Annotated in this window: 17 protein-coding genes and 1 pseudogene; 11 read left to right on the top strand and 7 right to left on the bottom strand. The window is 67.4% G+C overall.

The annotated features are described in order from the left end of the window. Positions 1–11: 11 nt before the first annotated feature. A pseudogene (locus tag NJ69_RS23320) lies at positions 12–1097 on the top strand (cache domain-containing sensor histidine kinase); the annotation flags it as partial. A gap of 90 nt (positions 1098–1187) precedes the next feature. Continuing rightward, entirely contained in the window at positions 1188–1955 is a 768-nt protein-coding gene (locus tag NJ69_RS23315) for a methyl-accepting chemotaxis protein (protein WP_375063416.1), read from the top strand. 3 nt (positions 1956–1958) lie between these two features. On the opposite strand, the gene NJ69_RS22040 is transcribed toward NJ69_RS23315, so the two are convergent. Both NJ69_RS22040 and NJ69_RS22035 read right to left on the bottom strand, forming a co-directional pair. Then, a complete protein-coding gene (locus NJ69_RS22040; RefSeq protein ID WP_039583013.1) occupies positions 1959–2747 on the bottom strand; it encodes an AraC family transcriptional regulator in 789 nt (262 codons plus the stop codon). Between the two features lie 40 nt (positions 2748–2787). Continuing rightward, entirely contained in the window at positions 2788–4065 is a 1278-nt protein-coding gene (locus tag NJ69_RS22035; protein WP_039583012.1) for an acetyl-CoA C-acetyltransferase, read from the bottom strand. Between the two features lie 159 nt (positions 4066–4224). Here NJ69_RS22035 and NJ69_RS22030 point away from each other — a divergent pair, with 159 nt between their 5' ends. The 7 genes from NJ69_RS22030 to NJ69_RS22000 all read left to right on the top strand — a co-directional run bounded on the left by NJ69_RS22030 (position 4225) and on the right by NJ69_RS22000 (position 10903). Further along, on the top strand, positions 4225–5577 hold the full coding sequence (locus NJ69_RS22030) for a 3-oxoacyl-ACP reductase (RefSeq protein ID WP_039583010.1): 1353 nt from the start codon (positions 4225–4227) through the stop codon (positions 5575–5577). Positions 5578–5579: 2 nt separating this feature from the next. Then, positions 5580–6434: a MaoC family dehydratase gene (locus NJ69_RS22025; protein WP_039583009.1), complete on the top strand. Its 855-nt coding sequence runs from the start codon at positions 5580–5582 to the stop codon at positions 6432–6434. A gap of 68 nt (positions 6435–6502) precedes the next feature. After that, entirely contained in the window at positions 6503–6808 is a 306-nt protein-coding gene (locus tag NJ69_RS22020) for a MazG-like family protein (RefSeq protein WP_039583008.1), read from the top strand. Beyond that, a complete protein-coding gene (locus NJ69_RS22015; protein ID WP_039583005.1) occupies positions 6805–7554 on the top strand; it encodes a methyltransferase domain-containing protein in 750 nt (249 codons plus the stop codon). Before NJ69_RS22020 ends, NJ69_RS22015 begins: the two co-directional genes overlap by 4 nt. Positions 7555–7576: 22 nt before the next feature. Next, positions 7577–8206 carry a DUF4136 domain-containing protein gene (locus tag NJ69_RS22010; RefSeq protein WP_039583003.1) on the top strand — a complete coding sequence of 210 codons (630 nt, stop codon included), beginning with the start codon at positions 7577–7579 and terminating at the stop codon, positions 8204–8206. A gap of 20 nt (positions 8207–8226) precedes the next feature. Continuing rightward, positions 8227–8787, top strand: a complete 561-nt coding sequence (locus NJ69_RS22005) for a DUF4136 domain-containing protein (RefSeq protein WP_039583001.1) — start codon at positions 8227–8229, stop codon at positions 8785–8787. A 154-nt stretch (positions 8788–8941) separates the two neighbouring features. Then, complete coding sequence (locus NJ69_RS22000) at positions 8942–10903, top strand: pilus assembly protein TadG-related protein (RefSeq protein ID WP_039583000.1); 1962 nt, start codon at positions 8942–8944, stop codon at positions 10901–10903. Here NJ69_RS22000 and NJ69_RS21995 read toward each other — a convergent pair. Beyond that, positions 10888–13530, bottom strand: a complete 2643-nt coding sequence (locus NJ69_RS21995; RefSeq protein WP_039582998.1) for an ATP-binding protein — start codon at positions 13528–13530, stop codon at positions 10888–10890. The two genes, NJ69_RS22000 and NJ69_RS21995, sit on opposite strands and share 16 nt — an antisense overlap. After that, complete coding sequence (locus NJ69_RS21990) at positions 13527–13970, bottom strand: TadE/TadG family type IV pilus assembly protein (protein WP_039582997.1); 444 nt, start codon at positions 13968–13970, stop codon at positions 13527–13529. The genes NJ69_RS21995 and NJ69_RS21990 overlap by 4 nt, the downstream gene beginning before the upstream one ends. 77 nt (positions 13971–14047) lie before the next feature. On the opposite strand from NJ69_RS21990, the gene NJ69_RS21985 reads away from it, so the two are divergent. Both NJ69_RS21985 and NJ69_RS21980 read left to right on the top strand, forming a co-directional pair. After that, positions 14048–14518 (top strand): A24 family peptidase, encoded by a 471-nt coding sequence (locus NJ69_RS21985; protein ID WP_039583354.1) that lies wholly within the window; start codon positions 14048–14050, stop codon positions 14516–14518. A gap of 115 nt (positions 14519–14633) precedes the next feature. Then, a complete protein-coding gene (locus NJ69_RS21980) occupies positions 14634–15410 on the top strand; it encodes a response regulator transcription factor (protein WP_039582995.1) in 777 nt (258 codons plus the stop codon). 9 nt (positions 15411–15419) lie between these two features. Here the strand turns inward: NJ69_RS21980 and NJ69_RS21975 are convergent, their stop codons facing one another. The 3 genes from NJ69_RS21975 to NJ69_RS21965 are packed head-to-tail and all read right to left on the bottom strand — an operon-like array spanning position 15420 to position 17296. Beyond that, the gene (locus NJ69_RS21975) at positions 15420–15680 is read right to left on the bottom strand and encodes a DUF3613 domain-containing protein (RefSeq protein ID WP_039582994.1); all 261 of its coding nucleotides are present in this window, start codon (positions 15678–15680) and stop codon (positions 15420–15422) included. Between the two features lie 17 nt (positions 15681–15697). Next, positions 15698–16399: a tetratricopeptide repeat protein gene (locus tag NJ69_RS21970; RefSeq protein ID WP_080754793.1), complete on the bottom strand. Its 702-nt coding sequence runs from the start codon at positions 16397–16399 to the stop codon at positions 15698–15700. A gap of 9 nt (positions 16400–16408) precedes the next feature. Continuing rightward, positions 16409–17296: a type II secretion system F family protein gene (locus NJ69_RS21965; RefSeq protein WP_029613643.1), complete on the bottom strand. Its 888-nt coding sequence runs from the start codon at positions 17294–17296 to the stop codon at positions 16409–16411.

Here is a 17296-nt window from a genome sequence, read left to right as displayed (position 1 = left end):
CGGGAGCGCGAATGAACATCAAGCAGAAACTCACCTGGGCCTTCGCCGTCATTGCCGGCTTGCCCATCGTCATCGTCGCCGCCGTGGTGGTGCTGAACCTGCGCGAAGACGCGCGGGACGATTTCCTCGACAGCAGCAGCCGGGAAATCCGCCAGGTCGCCAATGCGATGAACATGTTCTTCCAGGGCATCGACGAGAACGTCGACTACTTGGCCTCCCTGCCCCAGGTCGGCGCCGCAGGCAGCAACCTGAACAAGTTCATGAGCGCCAACCCGCCGACCGAACTGGGTGAGCAGGACAAACTGGTACTGGCCGCCTTCACCCGTCTGGCTGAAACCCATCCGGCCTACGCCTATGTGTCCTATGGCGTCAGCGACGGCGGTTATGTCGGCTGGCCCGCCGGGCAGAAGTACACCAACTACGACCCACGCCAGCGCCCCTGGTATCAACTGGCGATGGCCAACCCCGGCAAGACCGTGCGCACCGGCGCCTATTATTGGGCTGCCGACGACCTGGCGCTGATCGGCACCGTACGCGCCGTCAACAACCAACTCGGCGCTCCTGGCGGCGTGGTCAACATCGACGTGTCGCTCAAGGGCCTCAGCGAAATCGTCAAGAAGATCAAGCTGGGCGAAAGCGGTTACCTGATGCTGGTGGAAAAGAACGGCAACGTGCTGGTCGACCCACGCGACCCCAACCATAACTTCAAGCAGTTGGAGAGTTTCGGCGGCGGCTACGCCGAGTTGGCCAAGGCCGGCAAGGGTCTGGTGCAGGTGCGTATCGACGACCAACCGTACATGGCCAACGTCTATGTCGACGAGCAGTTGGGCTGGACCTTCATCGGCCTGATCCAGCAGGACGAGGTGATGCAGGCCGCCACCCGCCTGACCTGGCAGATCGGCGTCATCGCCCTGGTGCTCGCCGCGCTGTTCGCGGTGGCCGGCGCCACCTTCGCCAAGCTCATCGTGCGGCCGATCACCGGTGTCAGCAGTGGCCTGGAAGGCATCGCCCAGGGCGAAGGTGACCTGACCCGCAACCTCGACGTGCGCGGCAACGACGAAACCGCGCAGTTGGCCAGTTGGTTCAACCAGTTCCTCGGCGCGATCCGCAGCCTGATCCAGCACATCGGAGGCGCCGCCGGGAAGATTCTCGCCACCTCGGCCAGTTCTACCCGGGTGTCCGGCGACATGGCTGAGGCGGCCGGGCGCCAGCGCGAAGCGGTGGACATGGTCTCCACGGCCTTCCACGAAATGGTCGCCACCGCCAACGAAGTGGCGCGTTCGTGCAGCCAGGCCGCGCAATCGGCCGACAGCGGCCAGCAGCAGGCGCGCCAGGGTCAGCAGCAGATCGACGCGGCGGTGCAGAGCGTCGATCGCCTGAGCCATGAGATCGAACAGTCTGCCCAGTCGATGCAGCAACTGGAGCGTGACAGCAATTCGATCCAGTCGATTCTGGGCACCATCCGCTCGATCGCCGAGCAGACCAACCTGCTGGCGCTCAACGCCGCCATCGAAGCGGCCCGTGCCGGCGAACAGGGTCGCGGCTTCGCCGTGGTCGCCGACGAAGTGCGCGCCCTGGCCAAGCGCACCGCCGACTCCACCGCCGAGATCGATGGTTTGCTGGGCAACCTGGCCAGCCGTACGGCCCAGGTGGCTGCGCAGATGCATGCCAGCCTGGACGTGTCGCAGCAGTCGGTCAGCCGCATCGGCGAGGCACGTGACAGCTTCGGTCAGATCCGTGAGTCGGTGGACGTCATCCGCGACATGAATACGCAGATCGCCACCGCCGCTGAAGAGCAGCACCAGGTGGCCGAAGACATCAACCGCCACATCAGCCAGATCCATGGCGATGCGCAGTTGGTGGCCGAACTGGCGCAGGCGGCGCGGCAGGACTCGCAAAGCCTGGAAGGCCTGTCCAGCGAACTGGATGCGTTGGTGCGCCGGTTCAAGACCTGAAGATCAGAGGCGCAGTTCGCCTGGCGTGGCACCGAACAACTGCTTGAAGGCGGCAATGTAGGCCGAGGTGGAGTCGTAGCCACAGCCCAGCGCCGCCTCGGTGACGCTGTGCCCGGCTTCGAGCAGCGCCAGCGACGACAGCAGACGCATGCGCTGGCGCCAGTTGCGAAAACTCAAGCCGGTCTCGCGCTGGAACAGGCGCATGAGCGTCTTGTCCGAGCACTCCAGTTGCAGCGCCCACTGCTGCAGGGTCTGCGCGCGATCAGGCGCGGCGATCAGCGCATTGCACAGCGCCAGCAGGCCGGGATGGCGCGGCAGCGGCAACGAGAAGCCGACGTGCGGCAGCGTCTGCAACTGGTCGAGCAGCACCGCCACCAGGCGGGCCTCGGCCGTGTCGCCTTCCGGGTAGGCCGCCGGCAGTTGGCAGAATTGCTTGATCAGCTCGCGCGCCAGGGGCGTCACCTCCACCACCTGGCAGGCATCGGCGCCCCAGGTGCAGGCATCGCGACGCACATAAAGGCTGCGCATTTCCGCCTGCATCGAGGTCACCACCTCGTGCTCCAGCCCCGCCGGAATCCACACCCCCCACTGCGGCGGAGCAAAGTAGCTGCCATCGCTGGTGTAGACGCCCAGCACGCCACTGATGGCGTAGGAGAACTGCGCCCAGTCATGCTGATGGCGCGGGGTCCAGGAGCCTGCGCCGAGGCTTTCGGCGCGGGCGTACAGCGGCCGCGGCAAGCGCTGCAGCGTGGGGATGGCACGGGGGGCAGTGAGGGGACCTGGGGTCGGCATGGCGCGGCTTGTTGTCGTGGTTTGGCCAAAGGTTACCACCTCAGCGCTCGACGATCGCCGTCACCCCCTGCCCGCTCGCAGCGCAGATCGAGATCAGTCCGCGACCCTTGCCGGCCTTGGCCAGCAACTTGGCCATGTTCGCCAGAATCCGCCCACCGGTGGCGGCGAACGGATGACCGGCAGCCAGCGAGCTGCCCTTGACATTGAGCCGGCTGCGGTCGATGGCGCCCAGCGCCGCGTCGAGCCCCAGCACCTCGCGACAGTAGCGCTCGTCCTCCCAGGCCTTGAGGGTGCACAGCACCTGGGCGGCGAAGGCTTCGTGGATTTCGTAGTAGTCGAAGTCCTGCAAGCTCAGGCCATTGCGCGCCAACAGGCGTGGCACCGCATGCACCGGCGCCATGAGCAGACCTTCGCGACCTTTGACGAAGTCCACGGCGGCCGCCTCGCCGTCCACCAGATAGGCCAGCACCGACAATCCCTGCTGCTCGGCCCAGGCCTCGCTGCCCAGCAGCACCAGCGAGGCGCCATCGGTGAGCGGGGTGGAGTTGCCAGCGGTCAGGGTGCCCTTGGGGCCTTTGTCGAACACCGGCTTGAGCTTGGCCAACTGCTCGGCGGTGAGGCCTGGCCGCAGGTTGTTGTCGCGGGTCAGACCCAGGTAGGGCGTGAGCAGGTCATCGTGCCAACCCTGGTCATAGGCCTCGGCCAGGTGCTGGTGACTGAGCAGCGCCAGTGCGTCCTGCTCGGCGCGCTCGATCTGCCAGGTCTGCGCCATGCGCTCGCAGTGCTCGCCCATCGACAGCCCGGTGCGCGGCTCGCCATTGCGCGGGAACTCGGGCTTGAGAAAGCTCGGCCGCAGCTTGAGAAACGGCTTCAGACGTTCGCTCAGTTGCCGACCGCGGTTGGCCTCCAGCAGCACCCGGCGCAGCCCCTCGTTGATCGCGATCGGTGCATCGGAGGTGGTGTCCACGCCGCCGGCGATGGCGCTGTCGATCTGCCCGAGGGCGATCTTGTTCGCCACCAGCAGCGCAGCCTCCAGCCCCGTGCCACAGGCCTGCTGGATGTCGTAGGCGGGGGTCTGCGGCGACAGCCGCGAGCCGAGCACGCATTCGCGGGTCAGGCTCAGGTCGCGCGAGTGCTTGAGCACCGCGCCGGCCACCACTTCGCCCAAGCGCAGCCCGTGCAGCCGATAGCGCTCCACCAGACCTTCCAGCGTCGCAGTGAGCATCGCCTGATTGCTGGCGGTGGCGTAGGCGCCGTTGGAGCGGGCGAACGGAATACGGTTGCCGCCCAGGATCGCAACGCGACGAGGTGACTGCATGCTGATTTCTCCTGAAACAATTTGAGCCAATTTATCGAGTCACGCGTTGACCCGCGCCATTGGGCAAAGCCTCAGCCTAGGCGCTTTTTCGAGGATTCGAACGACCTGCGCGCAATTAAGGTCCACACTTGCATGCTTGCCTTCAGGGAGACCCGCATCATGAGCGATCGCTATATCGGCTTCGCCAACTCCACGCTCGGCCGCCGCCTGGTCGATGCCCTTGGCCTACCCCGCCCGGCTGCACTGGAACGCTGGCAGGCCGGACGCCTGCGGCCCATCGAGGGCGCCCTGGTACTCGGCGGAGGCCCCTTGGCGCGGCGCGTCGAGGCCCTGGCCCCGGCACTCACCGACGAGTGCTACCACTTCGAAGGTGTTGATCTGCAATCCCCCGCCTGGGTCGCTGGTCTGGGGCCGAAGATCAAGGCGGTGGTGTTCGATGCCAGTCATCTGTCCGACAGCGATACGCTCGGGCAGTTGCGCGCGTTCTTTCAACCGCTGCTGCGCAGCCTCGCCCCGTGCGCCAAGGTGGTGATTCTCGGGCGCGCCCCGGAGCAGCTCGACGACCCGCTGGCGCGTGTGGCCCAGCGCGCCCTGGAAGGGTTCAGTCGCTCGCTGGCCAAGGAGTTGCGCAATGGCGGCACGGCACAGTTGCTGTACGTGGGCGCTGCGGCCGACGATCAGCTCGAAGGCGCGCTGCGCTTCTTCCTGTCGCCCAAGAGCGCCTTCGTTTCCGGCCAGGTCCTGCGCCTGGAGGCCTGCGCCCGCCAGGTGCAGGACTGGACGCGACCGCTGGCGGGCAAGCGCGCGCTGGTCACCGGCGCGGCACGCGGCATCGGTGCTGCCATTGCCGAGACCCTGGCCCGCGACGGTGCCGAGGTGATCCTGCTGGACGTGCCGCCGGCACAGAAAGACCTCGACGCCCTGGCCGCGCGCATCGGCGCGCAGGCGCTGGCCCTGGACATCTGTGCCAGCGACGCCGCGTCGCAGTTGCAGCAGGCCCTGCCCGACGGCCTGGACATCCTGGTGCACAACGCCGGCATCACCCGCGACAAGACCCTGGCCAACATGACCCCCGACTACTGGGATGCGGTCATGGCCGTCAACCTCAAGGCCCCGCAGCAATTGACCCAGGCATTGCTCGACGGCGGCCAGTTGCACGACGATGCGCGCATCGTGCTGCTGGCCTCGGTCAGCGGCATCGCGGGCAATCGCGGCCAGGCCAACTATGCGGCGAGCAAGGCCGGCCTGATCGGCCTGGCCCAGGCCTGGGCCGCGCCCCTGGGCGAGCGCGGCATCAGCATCAACGCGGTGGCGCCCGGCTTCATCGAGACGCACATGACCGCCGCCATGCCCATGGGCCTGCGCGAGGCCGGCCGCAGGCTGAGTTCGCTCGGCCAGGGTGGCCGCCCGCAGGACGTTGCCGAGGCTGTCGCCTGGCTGGCGCAGCCGGGCACCGGCGCGGTCAGTGGCCAGTACCTGCGGGTCTGCGGCCAAGCCTTGATAGGAGCGTGAACATGAAGCGATCCTGGCTCGACCTGCACAGCCCCGAGGCTCGCAGCCGCCTCTATCTGAGGGCACTGGGCAAGCGCAAGATCACCGGCACGCGCCTGCCCGAACGCGGCCTGCGCTGTTTTCTGCGCATCGACCCGCGCAACCTTCAGGCCTATCGGCGGCTGTGCCATTTCAGCGATGACCGCCGGCTGCCGGCCACTTACCCGCATGTCATGGCCTTCACCCTGCAATTGCAACTGCTCACCGCCGCAGACTTTCCGTTTCCGCTGCTGGGGCTGGTGCACCTGCACAACGACATCGAAGTGCTGCGCCCCCTGGGCGGTCTCGAAGGCCTGCGTTTCGCGGTACACGCCGACAACCTGCAGGCCCATGCCAAGGGCGGCACCTTCGACCTGGTCACCGAGGCCCACGATGGCCTCGGCGTGCTCTGGCGCGAAACCAGTCGCATGCTGGTCAGGGGCCTGAAGCTCGACGGCGTGGTGCACGAGCCGGCGGGCGAGCCATCGCTGGCGGGCCTGACGGACGTCACGCGCTGGTACGCCGACCGCGACATCGGCCGGCGCTATGCCAAGGTCTGCGGCGACTACAACCCCATTCACCTGAGCGCTGCCAGCGCCCGGCTGTTCGGTTTCCCCAAGGCGATCGCCCACGGCATGTGGAGCAAGGCCATGGCCCTGGCCGCCCTGCGCGGGCATCTGCCGGTGGCCGGCTACGGTTTCGTCGTGGACTTCCACAAGCCGGTGCGCTTGCCTTCGGAAGTGTCCCTGAGCGCCAGCCAGGCGGCGCCAGACGGACGGCTGGCGCTGACCGGCCACGGCGAACTGCTGCACATGACCGGGGCCTGGCGAGCGCTGTAGCGCGCTCGCAATTCACTTGCTTTGCTTCCTGGCGCGTCCGAAGCTATGCGCCAGAAGGAGAGTCCCCGATGAATCTGCAAGAACTGACCGAGCGCCTGCACCGGATCCGCGACAACAACGACTGGCGCGGTTTCCACAGCCCGAAGAACCTGGCCATGGCCGCCAGCGTGGAGATGGCCGAGCTGGTGGAAATCTTCCAGTGGCTGAGCGAAGCGCAATCGCGCCAACTGTCCCCCGGGCAGCTCGCCCACGCCGGCCAGGAGGTCGGCGACGTGGTGCTGTACCTGCTGTTGCTGTGCAGCGAACTGGGGCTGGACATGGACGCGGTGGTGCGGGCCAAGCTCGCCGACAGCGAACGGCGCTTCGCCCCATGAACGACCGTCATTTCGATGAGCTGGCCAGCCGTTTCGCCGAGAAGATCTATGGCGGCGCCAAGGGCGCCATTCGCCTGGCGGTGTTGCAGGCCGACCTGGCCGAGCGCTTGCCCGAGCGCCCGCTGCGCATCCTCGATGTCGGCGCCGGCCTCGGGCACATGGCATTGTGGCTGGCCCAACGCGGGCACTCGTTGACCCTCGCCGAGCCCGCTGCGCCGATGCTCGACGGCGCCCGTGAACGCTTCGCCGAGGCGGGCCAGCGTGCCACGTTCATCCAGGCGCCCTGGCAGGACCTGCTCGGCCAACTCACCGAGCCGTTCGACGTGGTGCTGTGCCATGCGGTGCTCGAATGGCTGGCAGAGCCCCACAGTATCCTGCCTGTACTGCACCAGTTGACCGCGCCCGGCGGCTGGTTGTCGCTGGCCTTCTACAACCGCGATGCGCTGGTCTACCGCAACCTGCTCAAGGGGCACTTCCGCAAGCTGCGCAGCGACCGCCTGGCCGGCGAAAAGCAGAGCCTGACGCCGCAGATGCCCGTCGATCCCCGTGAGTTGCGCGCGCAACTCGAACCGTTGTGGCAGGTCGAAAGCGAAAGTGGCATCCGGGTGTTCCACGACTACATGCCCAAGGAGTTCCAGGAAAAGGCCGAGCTGCTCGACCTGTTGGAAATGGAACTGGCCCACCGTCGTCATCCGAGCTTCGCCGGCCTTGGCCGTTACCTGCACTGGACCTGTCGCCCACGCTGACCCCGCCTGTCGGGAGGAACACATGCCGTACCGTCCGTTGTGTCTGGCCCTGCTGACCCTGGCCCTTGTCGGTTGCCAGGGCAGTAATCCGTATGTCGCCAGCTCGCTGCCCATGCCGCCGGCACCACCCCAGGCAGCCAACACCTTCGACGCCAGCGCTTACCCGGCGGCGCCGCGCGACTACGGCCGCTACCAGAGTTGGAGCTGGCGCAACGGCCAGTTGCCCAGCGGCATGGCCAACGCCGATCCTGCGCAATTGGCCGACGCCATCAGCGGTGTGCTCGACCAGCACGGTCTGCGTCCGGCTCGCGGCGGACCCGGCGACCTGCTGGTCAGTGCCAACGTGCGTCTGGAAAAGCGCCTGCGCCAGGTCCGCGACTATGATTACGACCCCTACCCTTACGGCCCCTACGGCGGCGTCGGCTATGGCGGCTACCGCAACGGCTATGGCGCCTACGGCAGCGTACCGATCGTGCGCACTTACCAAGTGGACGTGACGGTAGTGCGCATTGACCTGTTCGATGCCCGCAACGGCCAGGCGGTGTGGAGCGCCAGCGCTGAAAGCGGCAGCGACCAGGGCTCGCCCCGCGAACGTGAAGACGCCCTGCGCGAGGCCGTGCGCAAGGCCCTCAGCGGCTATCCTCCCCGTTAACCGAATGCAGGAGTCTCATCATGCTGCGCCGTCTCGTCGTACTGTCATTCGTGCTGTTGGTCGCGGCCTGCGCGAGCAACAACGTCACCCAGGATTTCGATGCCAGCCGCGACTTCGCGGCCTACCGCAGTTGGGCCTGGCAGGAGCCGGCGCTGCAATACCGCCCGGATGACCCCAGGATCAAGAGCGACCTGACCGAACAGCGCATTCGCCAGGCCGTGGCCGACCAGCTCGACCAGCGTGGCCTGCGGCCCGTGCAGGGCAACGCGCGGGCGGACGTGAAGGTGCGCGCGTACCTGATCGTCGAAGACCGCCAGCAGCAAGTCACCACCAACTATGGCGGCGGCTGGGGCGGCTATTGGGGAGGCTACTGGGGCGGACCGGTGTACAACGAAACCCGCAGCGTCGACTACAAGGTGGCGACCATCCAGGTCGACCTGCTCGACGGGCGCGACGGCAAGCTGGTGTGGCGCGGCAGTGCCGAACAGGTGATGAACAGCTACCCGCCGAGCCCGCAGGAACGCAACGCGGCGATCCAGAAAACCGTGGCGCAAGTCATGGGCAACTACCCACCGCGCTGACCCGGCGTCGGGGTTCCAGGCCCGAGGGCGCACGCGCGCCCCAAGGCCGACCGGCTCGCCGCTCGCCTGCTCATACGGCAAGACGCCATCACCCTGACTACACTCACTGGACCGCACACGCCAAGCAAGGCGCGCCGCCTGCAAAGGAGTGCCCGTGCTGTCCACTTCCGCTGCGCGCCAACGCGGCGCGATCGGCCTGATGGCCGTCATCACCCTGGGTCTGGCCCTGCTGATGCTGTTGCTGGTCGTCGACAGCGGCCGTCTCTACCTGGAGCAACGCAAGTTGCAGCGCATCGCCGACATGGCGGCGCTGGAAGCGGCCGGGCAGTTCGCCATGTGCACCGGCAGCGGTCCCTCGGCCAGCGCCATCGCGCGCACGGCCGCCACCCGCAACGGCCATGCGCCCGATGGCCCGTTGCAGGCCACCTGCGGCTACGTCCTGAGCGCTGACGACCACCTGCGCCGCTTCACCCGTGACGACAACCGCCACGACGCCATTCGCGTGGAGGTGTCGCGCACCGTCGCCAGCAGCGTCGCTGGAGGCGTGCACGCGCTGCTGCAGGGCAATCGCCTGCCGCCGACTACCACCCTGCGCGCCCAGGCCGTGGCGGCGGCGCCCTCCCCGCCCCAGGCCATGCTCAGCCTGCGCACCACCCTGGCCACGGTCGATTCCCGGCAGTCGGCACTGCTCAACGGCCTGCTGGGCGCCCTGGGTGGCGGCACACAACTGGAGCTTGCCGGCTGGCGGGGGCTGGCCAACACCGACATCAAGCTGCTCGGCTACCTCGACCAACTGGCGCTGGACCTGGGCGTGAAGGTCGGCGACTACCAGCAGTTGCTCAATGCCAACGCCAGCGCCACGCAACTGTTGCAGGCCGCCGTCAAGGTGCTGCAACGCGGTGGCGCCGCGCTGGAGGTGGCCAGCAACCTGGGTAAGGTCGCCCTGGCCAGCGGCGACAGCACCTTGCTGCGCCTGGGCGATATCCTCGACATCCAGAACGGCACCACCCAGGCCGGGCTGGACGCCAACGTGCAACTGCTGCAACTGGTGCAAGGGGTGATCCAACTGGCGGCGCGCGAGCGGGCCGTGAACGTCGACCTGCCACTCGACGTGCTGGGCCTGGTCAACGGCCGGGTCCGCCTGAACGTGATCGAACCGCAGCAGATCTCGGCGGTCGGCGATCCTCGCCGCGACACCTTGCAGGTGCACACGGCCCAGGTCAGGGCGATGGTCTCGCTCGACCTGCCCGTGCTCGACGGCGTGTTCGGCCTGGTCAACGCCGTGCTCGACCTGGCCGCGCCGCTGACCAACGTGGTCAACAATCTGCTCAGCCTCAACCTGGTCAGCACCGTGCAATCGGTGCTGTGCCTGATTGGCATTCCCTGCACCGTCAGCGACATCAAACTGGTGCCCGGCACGCTGCACCTGGACATCGGCCTGGAGGTCGCCGAGGCCAGCACCCGCTTCGCGCCCACTGCCGTGAATGCCTTCAGCTGCTCGCCCAAGCGCCTGTCCACGCGCAGCCAGACCTCGGCCGTGAAAATCGCGGTCGGCCAATTCGCCTCAGCCGATGCGTTCTTCAGCCAAGGCACCACAGCGATCAAGGCACTGGCGCTGATCGACATCGGCAGCAAGCGCTGTACACGCCTGCTGCTGCTGCCCTTGGGTGAGTGCGAGCCGCGGGTGCCCTTCGTCGGGGGCGGTATCGGCCTGCGGGTCGACAGCACCGTGCTCGGCAGCGGCGCGCAGGCGCGCACGCTGGTGTTCCAGGGGCCGGACAGCCTGCCGCCGAACATCGGTCAGCCGCCGGCCTACCTGATGCTGCAAAACGCCAACGACCGCGTGGTGAGCAGCCTGGCCGACACCCTGCAGGGCATCCAACTGCAGGCCTACAAGCCCTCCGGCAACAGCGGCCTGGGCGAGCTGCTGGCCGGGGCGGCCAGCGTGCTCGGCGGCGTCAAGGCCATTGTCGAACCCTTGATCAGAGGCCTGCTCGGCCCGTTGCTCGACCCACTGGTCAATGCGCTACTCAAAGTGCTCGGCGTCGATCTGGTGGGCGCCGAGGTGGGCGCCAACCTCAGTTGCTCCAGCGGCCGCGCTCAACTGGTGTTGTAGAGCGGCAACACCACGCGAAAGCACGCCCCGTGCTCGGCATTGGCGACCTCCAGCGTGCCGCCCATGGCTTCGATGATGCCGTGGCTCACCGACAGCCCCAGGCCGGTGCCGACCCCCGCCGGCTTGGTGGTGAAGAACGGCTCGAAGATCCGCCCCAACAGACGCGGGTCGATGCCGCCGGCGTTGTCCTCGACCAGCAGGCACACGCGCCCCTCCACCTGCTGCTGCGCAAGCCGAATGCACGGTGCCGGCGTTCGACGTTCGAGCAACGCATCGCGGGCATTGACCATCAGGTTGATCAGCACCTGTTCCAACTGATCCGGGTGCCCCAGCACCTGCAACGCCGACGCAGGCGACTCGGCCTGCACCTTCACGCCCTTGCCGCGCAACCCTTCGCCCAGCAGCGCCAAGGCCCCGTCCACCGCGCGCCAGGCGACGAACGCCTGGCGCTCCAGCTCGGAGCGCCGGCCATACACGCGCATGTGCTCCACCAGCCGCACCGTACGCTCGACCTGGGTCTCGATACGCTGCAGTTTTTCGCTCAGGTAGGGCACATCCGCCGTGCCGCTGTGCAGGCGCTTGAGGCTGTTGGTCACGGCCATGCGCATCACGTTCAACGGTTGGTTGATCTCGTGCACCAGCCCGGTGGCCAGCTCGCCCAGCGTGGCCATCTTGGCGCCTTGCAACAACTGCCGCTGACTGCGCCGTACCTCGGTGTTGTCGCGTCCGACCGCCTGCACCTCGAGCAAGCGACCCTGCGCATCGAACAGTCCTCGGTCGGCCCACACCCACCAGGCCTGCTCGCGCCCAGGCAGTTGCAGGCAGATTTCAGCGCTGCTCAGCGGCTGCTCCGGGGTCAGGCTGGCCAAGCGCTGCACGAACGCCTCGCGATCGCCTTCGGACAACCATCGGCCCAGGTTCATCCCGGCGAGCTGGTCCGGCGCGCACTCCAGGTAGTCGGCCAACGGCCGGTTGCCGAACAGCACCTGCAGATCGGGCCGGTAACGGCAGATCATCGCCGGCGAGTCATCGACCAGCGCCCGGTAGCGTTCCTCGCTCTGGCGCACGCGCTCGGCGGCCTCGGTGGCGTCGCTGACGTCCAGCCACAAGCCCACCACTTCCAGTGGCTGCCCGAGGTCGTCGCGCAGCAGGCGCGCCTCGTCCAGGATCCAGTGATAGCCGCCAAGCTGGTCGCGCAGGCGATAGCGGCAGCGCACCTGCCCTTCGCGCAGCAGCGTACGGGTGCGCTCCAGCCACTGCTCACGGTCGTGCGGATGCACCGCCAGCCCCGGCTGGCGTACCTGCTCGCCGTCGCTGCGCCAGCCGAGCAGCGGCTCCAGGCTGGCGCTGAAGAACGCGCTGTGCAGCGCACCTTCGTCGTAGCGTTGCACGTAGATCACGGCGGGCGAACTGGCGATGAGGTTTTCCAGGCGCGCGCGAGCAGCACCGGCTTGCTGCTCCTGGGCCTTCAGCGCGCTGATGTCGAGCACTACGCCGCGCACTTGGCCGCCATGCAGCGCGCCGACCCAGTGCAGCCAGCGGGTATCGCCCTGGGCGTCGGCCTGGGACAAGCGCAGGTCCAGGCTCAGCGCCTGCCCCTCGCGCACCTGCTGCAACGCCAGCCGCGCCGCTTCGCGGTCCGCCGGATGCAGTTGCTCCAGCCAGTGCTCGATGCTGACGGCGCATGGCAGGCCAAGACGTTCGGCCAGGGCCGCCTCCAGTTCTAGCAGTCCGTCCGGCGACCAGTGCCAGCCACCGGCCCCGAGTTGACGCTGCAAATCGTGCAAGTGGTCGGTGCTGCGCTGCATGTGCTGCTGGCGCCAGCGCGCCAGGAACGGGTCGAGCAGTGCCTGCACCAGCGCCTCGCTGGCCGCCTGGGCGAACGGCGCCTCGGCCGCCACGCACAGCAGGCAGGCCTGGACCTGTCCGCCTTCTCGGTAAGGCAGCACCCGCAGCGGCAGGCCGCCACACAGCACCTGAAGTTCAGCCAGCGCGCGGTCATCGAGATCGCCCTGTTGCGCCAAGACATGCAGCCAAGGCCGTACCTGCGCTTGCGCTGCCCAGGGCCAGTGGTGATCGCTCGCGGCGTGGCTATGCCAATCGCCCTGCTCATGGCACCACACCTGCACCGCGCGGGCCTGCCAGTGCTCGGCCAGGCGCTGCAACTGCTGGGCAATCACCGGCAGCAGACGCTCGCCCGTGCATTCGCGTACAGCACGGCCGATCTCGACGGCCAGCCGCTGGACGTCATCGCGCACGGCCTGATGCTGCTGCGCACCCAGCAGATCACCGATATCGAACAGCTGCAGCAACCAGCCTGCGCCCTGGCGTTGCAGCCAACCACGGGTGCGCAACGGCGGTCCCTGCACGGTCGGAAAATCCAGATCCAATGGCTGGCCTTGCCAGTCCTGAGGCGCGCCCTCGAGCACCACTGCGCTGTGCGGCAACAGCGCGTCCTGCACCCGAACCGCGCGTTGCGCCACAGGCGGCAACTGTGCGCGCAATGGACCGCCCAAGTGCTGCACACCACCCTGCTCGTCCAGCCAGAATTGCAGGCCGACCGCCGGCACGCTCGCGCCCGCCAGCGGCTGGCCGCCGCCCAGCCAACGTTCGAACGCCCCGCTCACAATTGCACGCTCGCTTCGGCGTGCAGACGCTGGGGCAAGCGCGGCACCTCGCCGATCATCGGCAGCACCAGCAAGGGCAGCACGCGGGTCAGTTTGCGTTTCGGGTAGTCGATGGCCACGGTCAGCACCTTGTCGGCACTCAAGGTCACTCGCACATCGCTGGCCGGCTGGAAATCCAGCGCAACGGGCATCCAGCTCAGTTGCCGGGCCACCACCTGGCGCGCCAGGGTCTGCACGTCGGCCGCATGGCTGCTGCTGGCCGGGTCCAAGGCCACGCAGCGACGCACCGCCTCACTGCTGGCGTGATGAAACGACTGCAGCATCAGCATCGGCAGCGCATAGCTGACCAAGCCGTAGAACACTGCGAAGAACAGCAGGAAGACTGCGACAAATTCGATGGCTGCCGCGCCTTTTTGCCGTCGTGCCGGGCTTGCCTGCATGATCGCGTCTACCCTGACTATGATTCCTGAATGACAGCATAGAACCCGTTCAACGAAGATGGATGGCCATTTGCCAAATGCACAGCATTGTTCTTCTGATGTGGCTTGCCTTGTGCACCGAACAAGATGTTCGCCAACGACAGATTTCCAACAGCCTGACCCTGGGTGTGGCCGCGTGTGCACTGGTGTGGCTGTTCGTGACCGGGCAGAGCTGGATCGGCGCAGAGGCCAGCGATGCCGGCTGGGCGTTGGCCATCGTGATGCTGCTGACCTTGCCCGGCTACTGGCTCGGCCGCTTCGGTGCCGCCGACGTCAAGTTGCTCGGTGCCCTGGCCCTGGCCACCAGTCAGCAGTATGTGCTCGGCACCTTCATCGGCGCTGGGGTGAGCGTCCTGGTGTGGTTGATCTGCCGTCGGCGGTTGTGGACGCTGGCCAATCCCAAGGTGAAAAGGCGCCTGCAGCACCTGGCCGAACAGATGGGTGACAAGCAACCCTTCGCGCCCTACGTGCTGGCGGGCTTTCTCCTGACATCTGTATGGATCCAATAAATGACCGTGCGGTCCAAACTCCTGCGGCGCGAAAATTGGCGTGTCTGCAAGGCATCACGCGTGTTGTCGGCCGGTATGGCCACGGAGCGGTATCCGTACCAACAGGGAGTTGAACGTGAACAAAGGCGCAAGTGAAGTGAAAGTGTTGGTGGTCGACGATCAACCGATGATCGTCGAGGAGTTGTGCGAGTACTTCGAGAGCGCAGGCTATGGATGCGTGCCAGCGAACTCCACCGCCCAAGCCCTTGAGCGCTACGCGGCCGACGAAGCCATTGGCCTGGTGGTGTGCGACCTGCACATGCCCGATCAGGACGGTGTGGAACTGGTCCGCGCACTCAAACTCATCGCAGGCGAGCAGCGGACATTCGAAGCGATCATGCTGACCGGCCACGCCGACAAGCAGGATGTGATCCGCGCCCTGCGCGAGGGCTTCTCCGACTACTACCAAAAACCCATGGACATGGCCGAATTGCTCGAGGGCCTGCGACGCGGGGAGCAGGCCTTGCTGGAGCGGCGCAGCAACTTCCAGCAGTTGGGCAACCTCAACCAGCGCCTGCAAGAACTCGCCGAGTCCATCGACACGCTGTACCAGGATCTGGAAAAGGCCCGTGGCCAGGGCGCCCACCGGCGTGCCGACGATGTCGAGGACGCGCCGGGCGAGTTGCCGCCGCTGTTCGAGAAGCTGTCACCGCGCCAGTTGGAGGTGGCCCTGTTGGTCAGCCAGGGCAAGACCAATTACCAGATCGCCTGCGAGCTGGGGATCACCGAAAACACGGTGAAACTCTACGTGTCGCAGGTGCTGCGTCTGACTCGGCTGCACAACCGCACGCAACTGGCGCTGGCCCTGGCGCCCAGTGCCTCACCGCTGCACCAGCGCTTCACGGCCCATTAGCCAGCGTCATCAGTTGTCCGCCGTCTTCGCACTGGGCCGGCGCAGGTACTGAGGAATGGGGTGCTTGTAGCTGTCCAACCAACGCTGCAGGGCGCGCTCGCGCTCCTGCGCGGTCTGCGCCTGGCCGCGCGTTGAAGCCTGCGTACCACTGGCCTGGACGCGCAGCCAGGCTTCGGCGGCGGTCTCGGTGGCAGGTGCTGGCGGCCGTTCCTGCGCCAGCACCACGCCCAGACCGACACTGCCGATGAGCAGCACAAGGTATCTGATCATCACGCCTCCTCGACCGCTCAGTTGACCACGTCAGCCGCGGTCTTGGCCGCGGCAAGCGAACCGCGCCCGCTCGACTTGACCTGCCGTGCCCTGGCCTGGGCCTCGGCAAACTGCTCCGGTCCCAGGCGCAGACGACTCACCAGATCGCTGGCTTGCTGCCAGTCGTCCTGCACCAGCGCCAGCGTCACCAGGTTGATCGCCGGCAGGCGCTGGTCGTCTTGCAGTTCGAGGGCGGTGAGCAGTTCGAAGCGCGCCGGCTCGAAGCGTCCCAGGTTCATCAGCACCACGCCCAGGTCGTTGCGCACCCGCTCATCGGTCGGTGCCAGACGCACGGCGCGTTGCAAATGCTGCAAGGCCAGCAGGTCATCGCCACGGGCCGCCGCCAACTGCCCCAGGCCGTGCTCGCCCTGGGCGGCCAGACAGCCGCCGAGCAGACTGCGGTACAAGGGCTCGGCCTCGCTGCGCCCGAGCAGCCGCGAGACCTGCGCCTTGCGCAGGCGAACCGGATCGAGGCGCTCGGGCAACTGCTCCAGGTGCGCCAGGCCGGCGTGGGGCCGTCCTTCGTTGAGCATCTCGTCGGCCAGGTTCAGCGCCAGTTGCTGGTCGGCGTCGGGTTTGGCGCATGCGCCTGCGCCGAACAACGTGCCCAGTCCTGGCGACGGTTGCGCCGCGCACCCGCCCAGCAGCACCAGGCAACTCCACATCAGCATCGCTTTCATCGCCTCTCCCTAGCTTCCCAAAGCCCGCGCCAACGCGGAAAAACCCGGCCCGGCCAGCACGATCAGCAAGGCCGGGAACAGGAACAGCATCATCACCGCCGACATTTTTGCCGACATCTTCGACACCCGCTCCTGCAAGCCCGTCAGGTGCCTGTCGTCGAGCAAGGTCTTGAGCGCCTGCAACGACTTCATCGCGCCACTGCCCTGCACCAGCAGTTGCTGGAGAATCACACAGGTATCGCTGAACTCGTCCACCGCCAGCAGTCGCGCGCTTTTGTCCAGTTCCGCGCCCAGCGCCATGCCGGAATCCACCCGTTGCAACAACTGCCGCAGTTCCTCGCTGAGTTCCGGAAGCAGGCCGCGTCCCTCTACGCTGAGCACACGCAGTGCCTGCTCCACGGCCAAGCCGGTCTCGAAGAGGATGCGCAGCAGCGCAATCATCTGGCTGACCTCCTCGGCAATGCGGCGCTGCCGCCGTGCAGCGGCCCACGCCAGCACCCGCTTGGGCAGCAGATAGCCCAGCACCAATGCACACAGCGGCAGCACCGGCCAGTGCGGCGTCTGCTCACCGAGCAGCGCGTGCTGCAGTAGCAAGGCCAGCCCCAGTGCCAGCAACGGCAGGCCCAACTGCGCGGCCGCGAACAGTGCACGCTGGCGACTGCGGCGCCAGCCGATGCGGTCGAGCAACCCTTGGCTTTCGCCATCCAGGCGTTGCAGGCGCTGACCAAGGCCACTGCTGCCCAGGGCGTGAAGCAGATCGCCCAGGCGCTGTTCGCGCCCCAGTCGCCCCTGCAGGCGGCGGCCGACCCGATGGCGCGCCTGCAATTGACGGCTGGCCTGCAGGCCCAGCAGCGCGGCGGCGATCAGCAGGCACAACGCGCAGATCAGCCAGGCCAT

This window comes from Pseudomonas parafulva, assembly GCF_000800255.1.
GTDB lineage: Bacteria > Pseudomonadota > Gammaproteobacteria > Pseudomonadales > Pseudomonadaceae > Aquipseudomonas > Aquipseudomonas boreofloridensis.
This window is presented reverse-complemented; position numbering and strand designations above follow the sequence as displayed.

Coding starts and splice junctions, on each gene's coding strand:
- NJ69_RS23315 (WP_375063416.1), top strand. CDS start 1,188: ATGGCTGAGGCGGCCGGGCGCCAGCGCGAAGCGGTGGACATGGTCTCC.
- NJ69_RS21990 (WP_039582997.1), bottom strand. CDS start 13,970: ATGCAGGCAAGCCCGGCACGACGGCAAAAAGGCGCGGCAGCCATCGAA.
- NJ69_RS21965 (WP_029613643.1), bottom strand. CDS start 17,296: ATGGCCTGGCTGATCTGCGCGTTGTGCCTGCTGATCGCCGCCGCGCTG.
- NJ69_RS22030 (WP_039583010.1), top strand. CDS start 4,225: ATGAGCGATCGCTATATCGGCTTCGCCAACTCCACGCTCGGCCGCCGC.
- NJ69_RS22005 (WP_039583001.1), top strand. CDS start 8,227: ATGCTGCGCCGTCTCGTCGTACTGTCATTCGTGCTGTTGGTCGCGGCC.
- NJ69_RS22025 (WP_039583009.1), top strand. CDS start 5,580: ATGAAGCGATCCTGGCTCGACCTGCACAGCCCCGAGGCTCGCAGCCGC.
- NJ69_RS21985 (WP_039583354.1), top strand. CDS start 14,048: ATGCACAGCATTGTTCTTCTGATGTGGCTTGCCTTGTGCACCGAACAA.
- NJ69_RS22015 (WP_039583005.1), top strand. CDS start 6,805: ATGAACGACCGTCATTTCGATGAGCTGGCCAGCCGTTTCGCCGAGAAG.
- NJ69_RS22020 (WP_039583008.1), top strand. CDS start 6,503: ATGAATCTGCAAGAACTGACCGAGCGCCTGCACCGGATCCGCGACAAC.
- NJ69_RS21970 (WP_080754793.1), bottom strand. CDS start 16,399: ATGAAAGCGATGCTGATGTGGAGTTGCCTGGTGCTGCTGGGCGGGTGC.
- NJ69_RS22035 (WP_039583012.1), bottom strand. CDS start 4,065: ATGCAGTCACCTCGTCGCGTTGCGATCCTGGGCGGCAACCGTATTCCG.
- NJ69_RS21975 (WP_039582994.1), bottom strand. CDS start 15,680: ATGATCAGATACCTTGTGCTGCTCATCGGCAGTGTCGGTCTGGGCGTG.
- NJ69_RS22010 (WP_039583003.1), top strand. CDS start 7,577: ATGCCGTACCGTCCGTTGTGTCTGGCCCTGCTGACCCTGGCCCTTGTC.
- NJ69_RS22040 (WP_039583013.1), bottom strand. CDS start 2,747: ATGCCGACCCCAGGTCCCCTCACTGCCCCCCGTGCCATCCCCACGCTG.